Below are 16,092 nucleotides of genomic sequence, written 5' to 3' on the forward strand. Positions count from 1 at the left end.
TATCCACATGGGACAGCTCAGACGGGACAGTCCGCCGGCACTGTTACTAGCGTGGACGTGTGTAGACCGGCCCACCGTTAGGAACACATCATGCCCCTGGAGTGCACGCTGGTTCGGAGCCCCGGCGCGGGGCTGGTCCAGCTACCCTTGGAACTCACCGTGGACGCGTCCGTGGGAACAAGCGGCGCCGAACTCCAGGCTGAGCTCGAAACCGGTTTCGGCACCGGCACCCTGTCAGTCGACGGTGTGCAGCTCGCTTCCCTGACCATCGGCGAACCGCCGCTCGTTAACGGGGCGGTGATCGTCGACGGCGGTACAAGGAGCTTTGGCCGCAGGCCACAGCGGCCCGACGATCTGCCCGCACCGCTCGCCCTGGCAGTTCATAGCGGCGCGGCGGCCGGGACTGTAATTCCCCTCAGGCGCGGAACCTACGTCATCGGCCGAAGCAACGCGGATGTTGTTATCCCCGATCCTGACCTTTCCAGGCAACATGCCCGGCTGCTGGTTTCCGACACCGCCATCACCATCGAAGATCTTGACAGTGCCAACGGTATGGAGGTGGACGGCGTGTTTGTGCGAAATGCGGTGATTGCCACAGGCTCCGTCATCCGGTGCGGCAACTCCGTGATGTCGCTGACCTTCATGGATCCGCCAGGCCAATCATTGGAAGAAGCAGGGGCAGATGTGCAGGAGCCGCTGGTGATTAACCGCCGGGTGGAACCTGGAAACCGAGCCGCTCTTCTCCTGACGGCCCTCCTGCCACTGGTGATCGGAGTGGGGCTGGCGGTCATCACGGGCATGTGGATGTTCCTTGCTTTCACAGCGGTCTCTGCCGTCTCCGTTCTGGTACCAGTTCTCTCCGGCAGGCGTCAGCGCAAAGACCTGGCCGCTGCAGTAGCAAGCGCACTGCGCCAGGACCTTGATCGCCGCCTACGTGCCGCACCTCCTCTCTCCGGGCTGGTCATCGCCTGCAGCCTGCCGTCCGGCCCGTCGTCGAATGAACCACACCCCGGCAAACGTCCAATCTGGTTACGTCTGGGGTTGGCGGCCCAACTGGCAAATATCCGGTTCGAACCGGGCGCTCCGGACTTGGAAAACCCGTCGGCTGGAGTGGTTCCGCTGACCCTCGACCCCGCCCGTTCCTTAACCACCGTCAGCGGCCCACCCGAGTTCCTCCAAGGCTTACTGAGGTCGCTCATCATGCAACTTGCTGGCTATCCGAGGGCCGTCCACACGTGCGTGGTGGTGCATGGTCCGGCCGGACAGCTTCCACTCAGCGCCCGCTTTCTGTCCGATGTCACGCTCACGGCCACAACTTCCGCAGTAACGGCCATGGTGGCAAGGGAATGCGGTCCGCAAACCCCGCACGGCGTGCTTCTGGTCCTCGACACCGGGGACCCGACGGACGACGACGAAATCATCGCGCTTGCGGTCGAAAACCACTGGCAGGTCATCCGGTTCCGCTGCGGCTCCGGTGCGATGGCGCCTGCCGACATCGAACTGGGCGATCGTGTGGCCGTGATGCAGGCGCCCGGCAACCCTGTTCACTTCGTGGCGGACCTTGCTCCGGTTGACGTATTCAGTCACTTCTGTCGCCTGCCCCGGGACGCTGCGCCACCGGGCAACAGTGCTAGGTCTGTGCCGGACTCATGCCTGCTCAGCGACCTTCTGAACCCCGGCAGTTCAGAGACTTCCGCCCGGTGGGCGAGGTCCCCCCACCAGCCCGGCCTCCCCGTGCCAATCGGCCAGGCGGCAGAGAATGAACGCGTCCTCGACCTCCAAAACGACGGACCCCATGTGCTGGTCGCCGGGACCACCGGGTCTGGAAAATCGGAACTCCTGCGCAGCATGACCACCGCTCTGGCCCTCTGCTACCCGCCGGACCGCCTTAATTTCCTGTTCGTCGACTTCAAAGGCGGCTCAGGGCTGGGTCCCTTGCAGGGCCTTCCACATTGTGTGGGGATGCTCACTGACCTGACCAGTCATGAGCTCGAGCGCTCGCTGGTGTCCCTTCGGGCGGAAATCCGGTTCCGTGAGGAGTTGCTTGCATCCGTTATGGCACCCGATTTGGCTTCATATCGTTCCTCCCGCACAGATGGGGATCCGCCGCTTGCCCACCTTGTTGTGGTCATTGATGAATTCCGGATGCTGGTTGACCAGGCGCCCGCGGCGCTGACGGAACTCCTGAGGATCGCAGCTATTGGGCGCTCCCTGGGTATTCACCTGATTATGGCGACACAGCGGCCACAGGGCGCCTTGACAGCGGATATTCGCGCCAACGTTACAAGCAGCATTGCGCTCCGCGTCCAGTCCGATATGGAGTCGATGGACATCATCGGCTCCAAGGCCGCGTCGAGCATTAGCCTGGATACACCAGGAAGGGCATTTCTAGTGCGGGGCACAGAAAAACCCCAAGAGTTCCAGGCCGCCTCCCTGACGGAATCCGCACACGGAGGTCTTCCGGCCGGCGTCCGCGTGCGTCTTGCCTCTGAATCGCTCCGGAGCCCCGCCGATAGAGACGCCCTGGCCGCTGTGCACGAGGAACTGACGCCGGCCATGGCTGCCGGGCCTTTGGTTGGCATGATGTCCAGCCTGTGGGACTCTTTGGGTGGACATGCGCCACGGACACCGGTCGCTGCGCCGCTCCCGTGTGTCCTGAAACGGTCTGCTGCACCAGCCGCCCCCGCTGCCTTTCCCGCCGAACTACCCTTGAACAGCAAGCCACTGGACTGGGTCATACGCCTGGGGATGATGGACCTTCCCGACGAGCAACGGACAGCACCGCTGGACTGGCTTCCCGCCGAACACGGGCACATGGGACTCGTAGGGGCGCCAGAGGCAGGGGTGCCTGAGGCGCTCGCGGTAATGGTCAGCGGGCTGGCGTCGCATTCATCTGAAGCGCATTTCTACATCCTCGACGCAGACGGCTCCCTGGACGGCATCGAATCCAGCGGCCGCCTCGGCGCGAAGGCCGGTCCGCACGACCTGCGCCGCGCTGTCCGGATACTTGAACGCCTCAGGCTGGAGCTGTCAGAGCGTCTGATGCGCTCCGCGGACGGTCACCGAAGTCCCCTGCTGCTGGTCATCGCGGGCTGGGGCACATGGGCCTCATCGTTCCGGTCGGGGCCGCTGGCCTGGGCCGAAGACCTGGTCCACGACCTTCTCCGGGACGGTGGCCGCGCGGGAATCACTGTCGCCATTTCCGGACAACGCGAGCTGGTGACTGCCAGGTTCTATGCCTCGGTGCCTAACCGTCTCTTTTTTCCGTGTGGATCGAATGAGGAGAGCCGCCTTGCGTGGCCGAAAATGCCTGCCACGGCTCCCATCCCTGGCAGGGCCGTGGCCTTCGGACCGGTTTCGGCAGGCAAACCTGCCGTATGCCAGCTCTACGCCCAGCCCGGCGACAAAGAATCCCTGTGGACAGCCGCGGGGAAAGATGGTGGCCATCCGGTCATCAGGCGGCCCTTCCGGGTGGATCCGCTGCCTACGCAAGTACCGGCAGTGGAAGTCATGGCACGAGCAGTACTGGACGGGAAGGATTCGGCGCCGACCGGCCCACGCACCTTATTCATTGGATTGGGTGGCGACGAGCTCATGCCGGTTTCACTCCGGATTCCGGCCGGTGGAGTTCTCGCCGTGCTCGGTGGGCACGGCGGCGGCAAATCCAATTTTCTGCGGATGCTGCCGGAGCTGAACCCTGGGACTGCCCAGTGGCTGGCGCCGGACGCGGGTGTCGACCCGTGCGAGTACTGGTCCGTTGTGCTTCGTAGGTTTGCTGCCGGCACCATGGACCGCCACTCCATCGCACTGGTTGACGATGCAGACCTGCTGCCCCAGTCTGCACACCAGGATCTTGCAGACCTTAACGGCAGCGGAGTCACCGTGGTTTTCACCGCCGGATTCAGTCCGCTGCTGGTCCAGCGTGTGCCCTTGGCGCTCAGCGCCCGGGGCTCCGGGAGCGGGGTGCTGATCTCGCCCCGGAGCATCATGGACGGCGACCTTTTTGGCGTGAGGTTTGAGGTTGAACCAAGTCCGCCCCCGGGCCGAAGCATCCTGATAACGAACGGCAAGCCCATGCCGATCCAGCTGGCCTGGTTGCCGGACGCATCGAAAGGAGAAACACCGGGCTTCAAACGGCCGGCGGGGAACCACCCGTCATCGATGCATAGGTGACAACCCGCTTGTCGAACAGGAGGACAATCACAAGCACTGCCGGGACGAGCATGGCAAGCCCAGCCCAGACGAGGCCACCGGTCAGGGTGGGGAATCCGATCGTCAGGACGAACAGCTGCGCCACCAGGGACGCCGCCCGTGTCCAGCGGTATCCGCGGAATAGGAAATGGCCCACTGCATACAGCCACGCGGCGAAGGCGAGGAGCAGGGCCATGGTGAACACTGCTCCCCAGAACGACAGGACAGGCGCACCCGTCGCAAGCTCGTATCCATACCAGGCTGCAGCGGCAAGCAAAGCGGTGGCTTCAGCGGTGACGATCGCAGCAATCACCCCAATGGCACGCGGCCGTCCGGAGGTCTGTCCAGGTTCCTGGCCGCCGTGCTGATATTCCTGACCGCTGGGCTCTCCGGATCCCTCCGGCGCGGGGTCAGGGGAAGCGTTCGAGGGGGGTACTGGGGGTCTTGACACACTGGCACCCTACCGGACATAGTCGGACAGTGGTGAGGGCCACCAGCGCCGATGTGATGTATCGCTCAGCTTTCCGGGGATTTCCAGCCTTATTACCCCTTGTTTACATGGCGTTAACATGACAGGCTTAATTCAGATGACCAAGGGGGCCCGCAGGGCCCCTTTCCTTTGTAGCCTCTAGTGAATAATTTCACAAAGGCTCTTTCCCAGAAATGGAGCAACTGATCAGCATGGATTGGCGTAACCGCGCAGCGTGCCTAGAAAAAGACCCGGAACTATTTTTCCCGGTCGGAAACACGGGCCCTGCCCTCCTCCAGATCGAGGAAGCCAAAAGCGTTTGCCGCCGCTGCCCCGTTGTTGACACGTGCCTCCAGTGGGCGCTCGAGTCCGGCCAGGATGCCGGAGTCTGGGGCGGCATGAGCGAGGATGAGCGGCGTGCATTGAAGCGCCGGGCAGCGCGCGCCCGCCGGGCTTCGTAAACGTAAGCTAGAACATAGGCAAACAGAATCAAGAATGGCCGCAACCCGAACGGGGTAGCGGCCATTCTGCTTTGACGAAGCCCGGATGAGTCCGGTGCCGCCGAGGTCCTGGCGATTACTTGGCCAGAAGGCTCAATCGGATCCGGACCGCCGTTCCGCCGCCCTCCCGAGGCTGCCACTGGATGGTGCCGCCGAGCTCGCTGGTTACCAAAGTGCGGACAATTTGGAGGCCCAATCCCTCCACGTGGGGCGTGTCCGGCAGACCCACCCCGTCATCGGCCACGGTAACGGTCAGAAGCTCTTCGCCGTCGTCCCCTTCAGACCGGTCAGCCAGGAGCCAGACCGTGCCGGCACGTCCCTCAAGGCCGTGCTCGACGGCGTTGGTCACCAGTTCGTTAATAACCAGCGCCAGCGGGGTGGCGAAGTCGCTGGGCAGTTCACCGAACAATCCTGCCCGTTCGGTCTTGACCTGCTGGGACGGTGACGCAACCTCTGCGGACAGCCTGAACTGCCGGCCAATCAGTTCGTCGAAGTCCACGCTTTGCGCCAGCCCCTGTGAGAGTGTTTCGTGCACAAGGGCGATGGTTGCCACGCGGCGCATCGCCTGTTCCAGGCCCTGTTTGGCCTCATCGCTGACCATGCGGCGCGACTGCATGCGCAGCAGCGCCGCCACAGTCTGCAGGTTGTTCTTTACCCGGTGGTGGATCTCGCGGATGGTCGCGTCTTTGGTCACCAACTCCATTTCGCGCCGCCGCAGCTCGGAAACGTCGCGGCACAGCACCAGGGCCCCGAAGCGGTGCTGCTCATCACGAAGCGGAATTGCCCGCAGTGACAGGCTCACGCCCCGGGACTCAATTTCACTGCGCCATGGCATCCGGCCGGTTACCACCAGCGGCAACGTCTCGTCGACCATGCGCCTGTCCTTAAGCAAGCTGGCTGTTACTTCGGCCAGCGAACGTCCCTCAAGGGATTCGCCGTCGCCCAGCCTGCGGAACGCGGATACGCCATTAGGGCTCGCGTACTGCACAATGCCTTCGGCGTCCAGCCTGATAAGGCCGTCCCCAACCCGGGGAGCACCTCGACGGGAGCCCGTGGGTGAAGCAAAGTCAGGCCACAGCCCCAGCGTGCCCATGCGCAACAAGTCATAGGCACACTGACGGTACGTGAGTTCCAGCCTGGACGGCATACGGGAGCTGGACAGATCCATATGGGTCGTGACCACAGCCAGGGTCCGCCCGTTCCGGACCATCGGCACGGCCTCGACCCGCAGGGCCATGTCGCTGCTCCAATTCGTTTCACTGGATCGTTCGATGGCACGGCTGGTCCATGCCTTATCCACCAGCGGTTGCAGGTCGGACCGGATGCCCTCGCCTACGAAGTCCCCGTGGAAAACGGTGTGCGTGGTGGAGGGCCGCACGTGCGCCAACGCCACGTAGCCGTATTCCGGATGGGGAAACCACAGGGCGAGGTCCGCAAACGCGAGGTCGGCAACCATCTGCCAGTCCCCCACCAGGAGGTGCAGCCATTCAGCATCCCCCGGCCCAAAATCAGCATGCTCCCTGATGGGGTCCGTAAAGATTGCCACTGCACCTCCAGTTGCGACACCAGTATCCCTAGCGTCGGACGATTGACCTCAAGAGCCTCAATGCTACCGACAGTGATGCCATGTCGTCGGCTTCGAGGGAATTGACCTCGTCGAACATGCTCTTGGCCCTGCCCAGCTGTTCGGCGTTCTGCCGTTCCCATTCCTTCAGTCGATCTTCCGGAGAGAGACCGGAACCCGTGGACTCAAGCACCGCCGTCGTCATATCCGAGACCGTGGAGTACAGATCGTCGCGCAACGCCGCCCGCGCCAGCGCCTGCCACCTGTCCTGCCGCGGCAGGCTGCTGATCCGTTCTAGCAGGGAATCGGCGTGGAACCGGTTGAATACGGTGTAGTAAACCGCCGCAATCTCCTCAACCGGGTCTTTGCGGACCTTGGCAATCTTGGCGATGTCCAGCAGCACGAAGCTTTCAAAGAGTTCAGCCCAGCGCAGCGCCAGGCCTTCCGGCAACTCCCATTCCCGTGCTTCCTGAAGCCACGCGGAAACGCGATCACGGTCGTCACCCCGCACGTAGTCGAGGAGGCGGGCACGCATGGGATCCATGACCGGTTTGAATTCGGCGACGACGTCGGCGATCGGCCGGCTGGCTCCGCCTTGCCCAACAAGCCAGCGCACGGCGCGGTCCAACAGCCGCCGGATGTCCAGGTGGACAGTGCTCCAGTGCTCCGTGGGAAACGACGCCGGGAGGCTGTTCAGCTCATGCACCATGACGTCAAGCTCGTAAATCTCCCGTAGCGCGACGAACGCCTTGGCCACAGCTGCTTCGGTGGCGGACGTTTCCTCGATGGTCCGGAAGGCGAAGGTGATGCCGCCCATATTGATCATGTCGTTCGCCACTATGGTGGCAATGATCTCACGCCGCAGCGGATGCGTATCCAGCTCCGCATCAAACCGTTCGCGCAACTGTTGGGGGAAATACGCACGCAAAGTGCCGCGGAACCAAGGATCGTCGGCGAGGTCGCTTTCCAGCAGGGCTGAGGTCAGCTCAATCTTGGCGTACGCGGCCAGCACCGACAGTTCCGGGGAAGTCAGGCCCTGTCCTTGGCCCAGCCTTTCCCGCAGGGTCTCCGTGGTAGGCAAGGCTTCAAGATCGCGCTTGAGGTCAGCCGATCTTTCCAGCCAATCCATCAGCCGCTCATAGCTGGGGCTCCACTCGGCCACACGCATCCGGTCGTTCAGGAGCAGGATGTTCTGGTCAACGTTGTCCTGGAGCACCAGCCGTCCCACCTCGTCGGTCATTGAGGCGAGGAACCCAGCGCGTTCTTCTGCCGAGAGTTTGCCGGCAGCCACCATCCGGTCAACGAAGATCTTGATGTTGACCTCGTGGTCGGAGCAGTCCACGCCCGCCGAATTGTCGATGGCGTCGGTGTTGAGGATGACTCCCTGCAATGCTGCCTCGATGCGTCCGCGCTGGGTCATGCCGAGGTTGCCGCCTTCACCGACCACCTTCACGCGCAGGTCACGGCCGTCCACCCGAATGGCATCATTGGCTTTGTCCCCCACCGAGGCATTCGACTCGGTGCTTGCCTTGACGTACGTTCCGATCCCGCCGTTGTACAGCAGATCGGCAGGCGCCAGGAGGATCGCCCGGAGAAGTTCCGGGGGGCTCAGCTGGGTTGTGGACTCCGGGAGCCCCAGCGCCGTACGCACTTGCTCCGAAACGGGAACCGTTTTGGCCTGGCGGGCGAAGACGCCACCGCCCTCACTGATAAGGGTTTTGTCGTAGTCATCCCACGAGGAGCGGGGCAGTTCGAACAGCCGCTGGCGCTCAGCGTAGGACGATTCCTCGTCTGGAGTGGGGTCGAGGAAAATATGGCGATGGTCAAAGGCCGCGAGCAGGCGGATGTGGCGGGAAAGGAGCATGCCGTTGCCGAACACGTCACCTGACATGTCGCCGACGCCAACGACGGTGAAGGGCTGGGTCTGGGTGTCCAGGTCCAGTTCGCTGAAGTGGCGCTTGACCGATTCCCAGGCGCCGCGGGCGGTGATGCCCATGGCCTTGTGGTCGTAGCCCACCGAACCGCCTGAGGCGAAGGCATCTCCTAGCCAGAAACCGTACTCGGCGGCCAGGCCATTGGCGATATCGGAGAACGTGGCCGTTCCCTTGTCCGCGGCCACCACAAGGTAGGAATCGTCGTCGTCGTGCCGTACAACGTCCGACGGCGGCACAAGGTTTTCGCCGTCCGGGCTGGTGACCAGGTTATCCGTAAGGTCCAGCAGCCCGCGGATGAACGTCTTGTAGCTTTCAATGCCCTCGGCCATCCACGCCGCGCGGTCTGCTGCCGGGTCAGGCAGCTGCTTGGCGAAGAACCCGCCCTTGGCACCGGTGGGGACGATCACCGCATTCTTGACCGTCTGGGCCTTCACGAGGCCCAGTATCTCGGTCCGGAAGTCTTCACGGCGGTCGGACCAGCGAAGTCCGCCGCGTGCAACCTTGCCAAACCGCAGGTGCACGCCCTCCACCCGCGGAGAATACACCCAGATCTCAAACATCGGCCGCGGGAACGGCAGCCCATCGATGCGGGTCGGGTCCAGCTTGAAGCTCAGGTGCTTTTTGTACTGGTAGAAGTTGGTGCGCAGCGTGGCTTCGATCAAATTCACGAAGGTGCGGAGGATACGGTCCGCGTCAAGGGTTGCGACCTGCTCGATCGCTTCGTTCAGGGCAGCCCGGACGAAATCCTGGGTCTGGCTCCGCTGGGCCTCTTCAACTGAGGGATCGAACCGGGCTGCGAAGAGCGCACTCAGCCCCTTGGTGACTTCAGGATTGGCAAGCAGGGTGTCGGCGATGAAGCCGAACGAGTTGGTGTTTCCCATCTGCCGCATGTAGCGCGCGTAAGCCCGCAAAACGGTGATCTGGCGCCAGTGCATTCCCTCACGGAGCACAAGGCGGTCGAAACTGTCGGATTCAATCGCACCGGACACCGCAGCCCCGAAGGAGTCCGCGAGCAGTTGGCCGGTGGCCACCGGATCCACACCCGCCGGGTACTTAAGGCCCAGGTCGTAGAGGAAGAAGTCGCGCCGGTCGGCCGTCTCGATTTCGAAGGGCCGTTCATCCAGCACCTCAAGCCCCATATTGTGGAAGTAGGGCAGGATCTGGCTGAGGCTCTTGGGCTCAAGCATGTAGAGCTTGACGCGTGCGTCTTCCTCGAGCGTGGCGCCTGCGCCTTCCGGGAGGTACACATGAACCCCGGGACGCTCCTGCTTCGCCCCGGCTAGCCGCTCTGCTTCTGCACCGTACTTTTCGAAGCGGGAGATATCCTCCAGGGCCTCCTCGACTTCATAGTCCACGCGGTAACTCGCGGGGAATGCCTCGGACCAGATGGCCGCAAGTTCCTCGGCATGTTCATCGTCGCTTCCCCGCAGGACCTCTGCGATCCCTTCGCTCCAGGACCGCGCAGCCCGGACCAGCCGCTTCTCCAGTTCTTCGGCGTCAACGTGGCTGACATCGGCGCCTTTGGGGAGGCGGATCCGGAAGAACAGCCGGGCCAGGGCAGACTCAGTCATCCGGGCCTCGTAGTCAATGGAGACCGCGTGGAAGGTCTCCCGCAACTCGTCCTCAATGCGGAGCCGGACATTGGTGGTGTACCTGTCACGCGGAAGATATACGACGGCGGACATAAACCTGCCGTAGATGTCCGGTCGGAGGAACAGCCGTGTACGCCGGCGCTCTTGCAGCCGTTGGATTCCCATGGCCGTGGCCGCAAGATCGGGGATCTCAATCTGGAACAGTTCGTCGCGCGGATAGGTTTCCAGAATTCCCAGCAGGTCCTTGCCGGAGTGTGAATCAGGTGGGAAGCCGGCATTCCTTAGGACTGCATCCACTTTTTCCCGGACGATGGGGATGTTCCGGACCGAGCCGGCGTAGGCGCTGGTTGCGAACAGTCCGATGAAACGCCGCTCTCCGTTGACATTCCCTGCGGCATCGAAGCTCTTCACGCCGATGTAGTCGAGGTACGCGGGCCGGTGCACGGTGGACCGCGAATTGGCCTTGGTAATCACGAGTGCTCGCTTTTCACGCGCTTTCTTCCGGCCGGCGTCGGTAAGGTGCTGTACATGGTGGGAATCCGCGGCCGCCCTCAGGAGTCCCAGGCCACTGTTTTCCCTTAGTTCGAGGACATCTTCGCCATCTTCGTTTATGAGGTCGTATTCGCGGTAGCCCAGGAAGGTGAAATTTCCTTCATCGAGCCAGCGGAGCAGGTCCTGGGCCTGGCGGAGCTCCGCGATCTGGGCAGGGTTGGCCACTTTGTCCAGGCTTTCCGCGATTTGCAGGGCCTTGTTGCGCATCTTTGGCCAGTCCTCAACGGCAGCCCGCACATCACCCAGGACGCGTTCCAGGCCGGCCAGCAGCGCCGCCCGGGCGTCATCAGTGGTGCGATCGATTTCCACAGCGATCCAGGACTCCATGTGGGAGGCATTGTCCCCCGTCGCGATGAGGTGCGACACGCTGGGCATCGCAGCGGTGTCACCACTGGAAATTCCGAACTGGGACGGGACGCGGTCTACTTTGACCAACTGTCCCGATTGGCGGTGGCGGGTGACCACGAAAAGAGGATGGATTACAAGGCGGATGGCACAATTCTGGCGGACCAGCTCGGCGTTGACCGAGTCGACGAGGAACGGCATGTCATCCGTGACGACATAAACGACACTGCTGTCCGCCTCCGTAACGACGGAGATCTTGGCCTGGCCGGGCAGTCGGACGGCGGCTACCTCGCGGTGCGTCTCGGCCCGGGAGGCCAGCACATCATCCGAATAACTGCGGGCATCCTCTTCGGCCAAATGCTGGTAGTAGTCCCCCAGGAAGCCTTCACGGTCACCAATGGCAAGGGGTTGATCCTCCACGCTGGATCCAGACGACATCGACAAACGCCTCCATCACAAGATTATTGCTGCACCTTTGCAGCTCTTATGGTGAGCCTAACCCTTTAGGCGGCGCCATGCTGTGGAAGAAAATACAGAGGATCGGGGATTTTGCTGGACGGGTGCACAGACCAAGTGGGCAATCGCGGCCCGCAACTTCGATTCGGGGGAACATTCCAAAAGCAACGAGCCTGCGAGCAGGGCCGAATCCGCAGCCGGAGCATCCGCTGGCAGGAAGGCGTTGATGCCTGCGACCGGGCCGTATCTGTCCCACGCGTCGCGCAGCTGGCGTTCGGGTGCTCTGCCCACAGCGCCGGCACGGACCTTGTTCATCACTACAATCGGGGTGGCGTGCGGGACCGCAAGCTCCAGTTCCGCCAGGCCACGGACCAGCCGTGGGACGCCGACAGGATCTGCCGAACCAATGGCATAAACGGTGTCCGCCAACTCGAGGCTCCGCAGGGTGGCCGCGTTGCGCCTCGGGGCCATGGTGTCGAAGCTGAGCTCCTCATCTGCCTCAAGGCAGAAGCCGGTATCGATGACCACCACGTCGGCGATATCCCGGGCGCGCTCCAAAACCAGGGACAGGGCCGCTGCACGCAGTTCGGTCCATCTGTCGGCCCGGGTGATGCCGGTCAGGACCCGGAAGGTGCCGAGTTTGGTCGCCACCGGAGCGGCTATCCGGAGCAGTGCGTCGGTGTCGAGCAGGCCCTGATCCGCAAGCCGGCATGCCTGCGCCAGCCCGGCCGATTCGTCCAGCAAGCCAAGGACGGCCGCGACGCTGGCCCCGTAGCTGTCGGCATCCACCAGCAGGACCGATTTCCCCTCCGCTGCCAACTCCCCGGCCATATTCGCCGCGACGAAGGTCCTTCCGGGAGATCCTGCGGGGCCCCAGACAGCGATGATGCTCCCGTTGCCGGAAGCCGCCGGGACGTCTTCCGGCACCGCGGGCACGGGCCTTAGCGCGGCGGAGGGATCGGCCAGGCCGGCTGCCGGATTGTCCCGGCCAGCACCCACCAATTGGCCAACGGCCTCGGATATCCTTGCGGCCAGGGCGGCAGATTCAACACCCGACAAGGCCGACGAAACGCCAATCCCACGGAGCCGGGATGCTTCGTCAGGATTATCGGTGAGGGCAATGATGGCCACACCGACGGCGCCCAGCCTGTCGACAAGGGAAGCCGTCAATCCCTCGCACCCGTCTGCGACCACGGCTGCACGGGCCAGTCCGCTCTGGCAGGCTGCCAGCAACTCCGTGAGTTCGCTGCACCTCCGGACCACTGTGACAGGGCCGTGCAACCGTTCGAGGCCGCCCACAATATCTTCCTGGGCCTGGCCGACTGTAACTACAGGGATGTTCATGAAGGTGCCCCGCCGGGGTTCCAAACCACGGAGATCTTGGCCTGGTTGGCCTGTGCGCCCAGTAGCCCTGGCATTTGGCTGTCCGACACCAGGACCATCAGCACGGTGCTTCGCGACGAACCCAATGCTGTGGATCCGGAAGTGATCTCCGCAATTTCAGCGCCGGGCAGGAGGAGCTTCGGCTCGCTGAATCCGTTCTTCGCATCCGGCAGTGCAACCCAGACATCCACCCGAGTCCCGGCTACCGCCTGGGTCGGGAGTGCTTCCTGGACGGTGACTGCGACAGGCTTCCGATTCAGGGCATCCACCGTGCCAAGACTTTCCCGCGGGACCAACTGGTCCTTGCCGATCCTTTGAACGGCCACCGCCCCTTCAGGCAAGCCGCCCTCAACAGGAATGTAGTGCTGCTCTATATCACCGAGCCGCACTTTGGCGCGGACCATGTTGTCTACGGTCAGCATTTCACCGACTCCGATGGAATCCCGGGCTGCATAGACCTCGGTGGTCCTGTCGGCGCTGCCAACAAGCGAGATAACCCCCGCCACCGACGCAAGAACCAGCAGTATGCCAACGAGCAGCCGAGGATCCTTCCAGGACGGCCGCTTCAGTCTCGCCGCTGCCGATGCTCCGTCAATACTCACGCGCAGTCTCCCCCTCGCTCCGCACCGGGGCGGTTGGCAGCACCCGGACAACCTCATTGTTACGCCATGGAAGCCTGAACCGGAAGTCATATTGCCCAACGGCATCAAATTGTGGATAACCGCATCAGATGGGCTCTGAAGTGGCAAAATAGGACCATGCCCCGATTCCTCACCCTTGCAGACGTCGCAGAGCAGTTACAGATCAATTCGCCGGCGGCCTATGCGCTGGTACGCAGCGGAGAACTCAAGGCCATCCAGGTTGGCGGCCGCGGCCAATGGCGCGTCGAGGAGAAAATGCTGGAGCAGTACATCGAGGAGCGCTACGCAGAAGCGAGCCGGATGATCCAGGAATCCAAGTCCAAATCAGTCTGACCCAGGCCCGCCGGCCCTAAGAGTACGGGCTACAGCTCTCCCATGAATGGTGACCTGATTGCGGCGAGGGCGGAGAACGGAATCGTGGACACCTGGCCCACGTGCAAGGCACGTCTCGCTTGCCCAGGCCGGACTGCAGCCAGGTCGACGTAGTCGCGCCCTACTTTGTCGATCACCCCGGTCACGCCCGGGTCCTCCGCATCCCCGCCCCTAAGGGTGACTGCCACCTCGGACCGATCCCGGCCCAGGGCACGAAGGGCATTCGACAGCCCAATCCTGCTCCGCACAGCTGAGGTCTCGCTGACGGAAAACAGCCCCAACCCGGCGTACCTCGAAACAGCATCGTGGGGAATCAGCACCTGGTGGCGCTTGTCGTTCAGGACAACCGCATCGGCCCCCGCATAAGTCAGGTTTCCTTCGAAAACCGCACCGGACACCAAGTGCACCTTCACGTGGGTTCCCAGGGATCCGCGCAGGCGATCCGCCAGGCCCAGTCCGGCCGCGTCCGCCCGAGCACGTTCTGAAATCTCGCCTTCCATCGAGAGCCTGTCGCCTTCGGCAAACTGGGCCTCCATGTCATTGAAGAGTGCTTCCCACCGCATTCGGCCAGCGTAGGGCGACACCGCCGTCGGGTCAATTCACATCTGGTTTCTCTCCAACGTATGGACAAAAATCGAGAGTTGGGTGCAAAATGGTTTTAATTGCATTAAACAACATCAAATGACTTCAAACTCATGGAGATAACAATGGCAAAAGGCCCGGGGAAAGTCGGCGCTGACGCAGCCATGGCCGCAGCGGTCCTGCTATTGGGCGGCTACCTGGCCATCACGGGGCTTGGCCTCGCGAAATCCTGGGGCCAAACTGTCCCTGGCCGGCAAGCCCCTGATCTGGACCAGCTTCTGGGTGCTGCCACAACTGCGGCGGGCGTCACCGTAGCAGGCTGGTGGGCACTTTCCATGTTTTTCGCCTTTCTCGCCGCAGTCCTGGAACGGACCGGCCGGCGCCGGGCGGCTGCGACGGCGGGCAGGTTCTGTCCTGGATTCATGCGCCGGTTGGCGTTGGCTGTTCTGTCTGTTCAACTAGTTTCCGCTCCACTGGCCCATGCCGATGAACCGGCCTCCGGACCCGCTTGGGGGCCCACGCAACCGGTCGCGGCGCCGGCTGGCTGGGGACCCACGACCAGCAGGTCCACGCAAATATCCATTGACTCCGCCGCTTCGGCCCTGGACCATCAGGCTCCGCTGTCCAGTGTGGAACCAAGCTGGCGGCCAAGTTCCCCCATCAGCGATCCTGGCCTCACTGTTGCCTGGCCAGTGCGGCAAGGGCCGCTGCCATCGCAGGCAGACGTCACAGTGCTGGCCGGTGACACCCTTTGGGACATCGCCGCCCGTGCCCTGGGACCTGCCGCCTCGGATGTCGAAGTGGCGCTGCACTGGCCTCGCTGGTACCAGGCCAATATTGCCGAAATTGGCGAAAACCCGGACGTCCTGCTCCCGGGCCAGATCCTAAAACCACCAACCGCGGCCTAGCTGACGGAACGCGCAGCACTAACAACTAAGGGGAAACCATGAGTGCGGTAACACCTATCCGCCCGGCGGCGGCCGTCGCGAACCGGTCTGCCACTGCGCGGTCTGCCACTGCCCGCCAGGCGCCGGACCGAGCGGAACCTGCTACCCGCCCGCTCAGGGCCGTCGATGAAAAGGCAGAGGTCCTCGCCATCATTCGGAGCACCGTCCAGGCCTCGATGGAGGTCTTGGCAGGTATCCGGCCGGTCCATCAGCTGGCCCGCAGGCTGGATCCGCGCTGCCTGGCAACACTGCAGCACCGGGCCTCGCTGATCCGCCGCGAGCTTGCCCGCTCATCGTCGCCGTCGTTGGCGAGGCTGCACAAGAATTCCGTGGTGAGGTCAGTCCGCCTGTGTGAGGTCGCCCCAGGCATCTACGAGGCCAGCGCCGTAGTGATTGACGACGTGCGGGCACGGGCCGTGGCCGTCCGGCTGGAACGAAGCAAGGAGGTATGGCGTGTCACTGAGCTCGTGATCGGCTGATCCCCCGTCCAGCCGACATCACGGGAAAGGGCCCGGAACCTGGCGGTTCCGGGCCCTTTCCCGTGATGTTCAGTTACGTTGTTTT

General features: G+C 63.3%; 11 protein-coding genes. 5 read left to right on the forward strand and 6 right to left on the reverse strand.

Annotated elements, in window-relative coordinates; all coding sequences use genetic code 11:
• Positions 1-90 precede the first annotated feature (90 nt).
• A complete protein-coding gene (locus tag AU175_RS17720; protein WP_066292722.1) occupies positions 91-4,173 on the forward strand; it encodes an FtsK/SpoIIIE domain-containing protein in 4,083 nt (1,360 codons plus the stop codon).
• Here the strand turns inward: AU175_RS17720 and AU175_RS17725 are convergent.
• Positions 4,130-4,642, reverse strand: coding sequence for a hypothetical protein (locus AU175_RS17725; RefSeq protein ID WP_066292723.1), 513 nt, complete (start codon positions 4,640-4,642; stop codon positions 4,130-4,132). The genes AU175_RS17720 and AU175_RS17725 overlap by 44 nt on opposite strands.
• A gap of 230 nt (positions 4,643-4,872) precedes the next feature.
• Between AU175_RS17725 and AU175_RS17730 the strand changes: the two genes are divergently transcribed.
• Positions 4,873-5,121, forward strand: a complete 249-nt coding sequence (locus tag AU175_RS17730) for a WhiB family transcriptional regulator (protein ID WP_015937605.1) — start codon at positions 4,873-4,875, stop codon at positions 5,119-5,121.
• 115 nt (positions 5,122-5,236) lie between these two features.
• On the opposite strand, the gene AU175_RS17735 is transcribed toward AU175_RS17730, so the two are convergent.
• The 4 genes from AU175_RS17735 to AU175_RS17750 are packed head-to-tail and all read right to left on the reverse strand — an operon-like array spanning position 5,237 to position 13,582.
• Entirely contained in the window at positions 5,237-6,706 is a 1,470-nt protein-coding gene (locus AU175_RS17735; RefSeq protein WP_066292726.1) for a sensor histidine kinase, read from the reverse strand.
• Positions 6,707-6,734: 28 nt separating this feature from the next.
• Positions 6,735-11,585: an NAD-glutamate dehydrogenase gene (locus tag AU175_RS17740; protein WP_066292728.1), complete on the reverse strand. Its 4,851-nt coding sequence runs from the start codon at positions 11,583-11,585 to the stop codon at positions 6,735-6,737.
• Positions 11,586-11,642: 57 nt separating this feature from the next.
• Positions 11,643-12,947, reverse strand: a complete 1,305-nt coding sequence (locus AU175_RS17745; RefSeq protein WP_066292731.1) for an AAA family ATPase — start codon at positions 12,945-12,947, stop codon at positions 11,643-11,645.
• The gene (locus tag AU175_RS17750) at positions 12,944-13,582 is read right to left on the reverse strand and encodes a hypothetical protein (protein WP_442855364.1); all 639 of its coding nucleotides are present in this window, start codon (positions 13,580-13,582) and stop codon (positions 12,944-12,946) included. Before AU175_RS17750 ends, AU175_RS17745 begins: the two co-directional genes overlap by 4 nt.
• A gap of 162 nt (positions 13,583-13,744) precedes the next feature.
• On the opposite strand from AU175_RS17750, the gene AU175_RS17755 reads away from it, so the two are divergent.
• Positions 13,745-13,960: a helix-turn-helix domain-containing protein gene (locus AU175_RS17755; RefSeq protein WP_045729765.1), complete on the forward strand. Its 216-nt coding sequence runs from the start codon at positions 13,745-13,747 to the stop codon at positions 13,958-13,960.
• 29 nt (positions 13,961-13,989) lie between these two features.
• Here AU175_RS17755 and AU175_RS17760 read toward each other — a convergent pair whose 3' ends face one another.
• On the reverse strand, positions 13,990-14,562 hold the full coding sequence (locus AU175_RS17760) for a hypothetical protein (RefSeq protein ID WP_066292735.1): 573 nt from the start codon (positions 14,560-14,562) through the stop codon (positions 13,990-13,992).
• Positions 14,563-14,706: 144 nt separating this feature from the next.
• Here AU175_RS17760 and AU175_RS17765 point away from each other — a divergent pair, with 144 nt between their 5' ends.
• Both AU175_RS17765 and AU175_RS17770 read left to right on the forward strand, forming a co-directional pair.
• Complete coding sequence (locus AU175_RS17765; RefSeq protein ID WP_066292737.1) at positions 14,707-15,489, forward strand: LysM peptidoglycan-binding domain-containing protein; 783 nt, start codon at positions 14,707-14,709, stop codon at positions 15,487-15,489.
• Positions 15,490-15,527: 38 nt separating this feature from the next.
• A complete protein-coding gene (locus tag AU175_RS17770) occupies positions 15,528-16,007 on the forward strand; it encodes an Rv3235 family protein (RefSeq protein WP_066292739.1) in 480 nt (159 codons plus the stop codon).
• The last annotated feature ends 85 nt before the right edge of the window (positions 16,008-16,092 follow it).

Origin of the sequence: Arthrobacter sp. B6 (genome assembly GCF_001663775.1) — a bacterium.
In the GTDB taxonomy this organism is placed as follows: Bacteria; Actinomycetota; Actinomycetes; order Actinomycetales; family Micrococcaceae; genus Arthrobacter.

What these genes read in the sequence shown, in the direction of transcription:
- AU175_RS17720 (WP_066292722.1), top strand. Translation starts at nt 91, where the DNA reads ATGCCCCTGGAGTGCACGCTGGTTCGGAGCCCCGGCGCGGGGCTGGTC.
- AU175_RS17770 (WP_066292739.1), top strand. Translation starts at nt 15,528, where the DNA reads ATGAGTGCGGTAACACCTATCCGCCCGGCGGCGGCCGTCGCGAACCGG.
- AU175_RS17760 (WP_066292735.1), bottom strand. Translation starts at nt 14,562, where the DNA reads ATGCGGTGGGAAGCACTCTTCAATGACATGGAGGCCCAGTTTGCCGAA.
- AU175_RS17745 (WP_066292731.1), bottom strand. Translation starts at nt 12,947, where the DNA reads ATGAACATCCCTGTAGTTACAGTCGGCCAGGCCCAGGAAGATATTGTG.
- AU175_RS17730 (WP_015937605.1), top strand. Translation starts at nt 4,873, where the DNA reads ATGGATTGGCGTAACCGCGCAGCGTGCCTAGAAAAAGACCCGGAACTA.
- AU175_RS17755 (WP_045729765.1), top strand. Translation starts at nt 13,745, where the DNA reads ATGCCCCGATTCCTCACCCTTGCAGACGTCGCAGAGCAGTTACAGATC.
- AU175_RS17740 (WP_066292728.1), bottom strand. Translation starts at nt 11,585, where the DNA reads ATGTCGTCTGGATCCAGCGTGGAGGATCAACCCCTTGCCATTGGTGAC.
- AU175_RS17765 (WP_066292737.1), top strand. Translation starts at nt 14,707, where the DNA reads ATGGCAAAAGGCCCGGGGAAAGTCGGCGCTGACGCAGCCATGGCCGCA.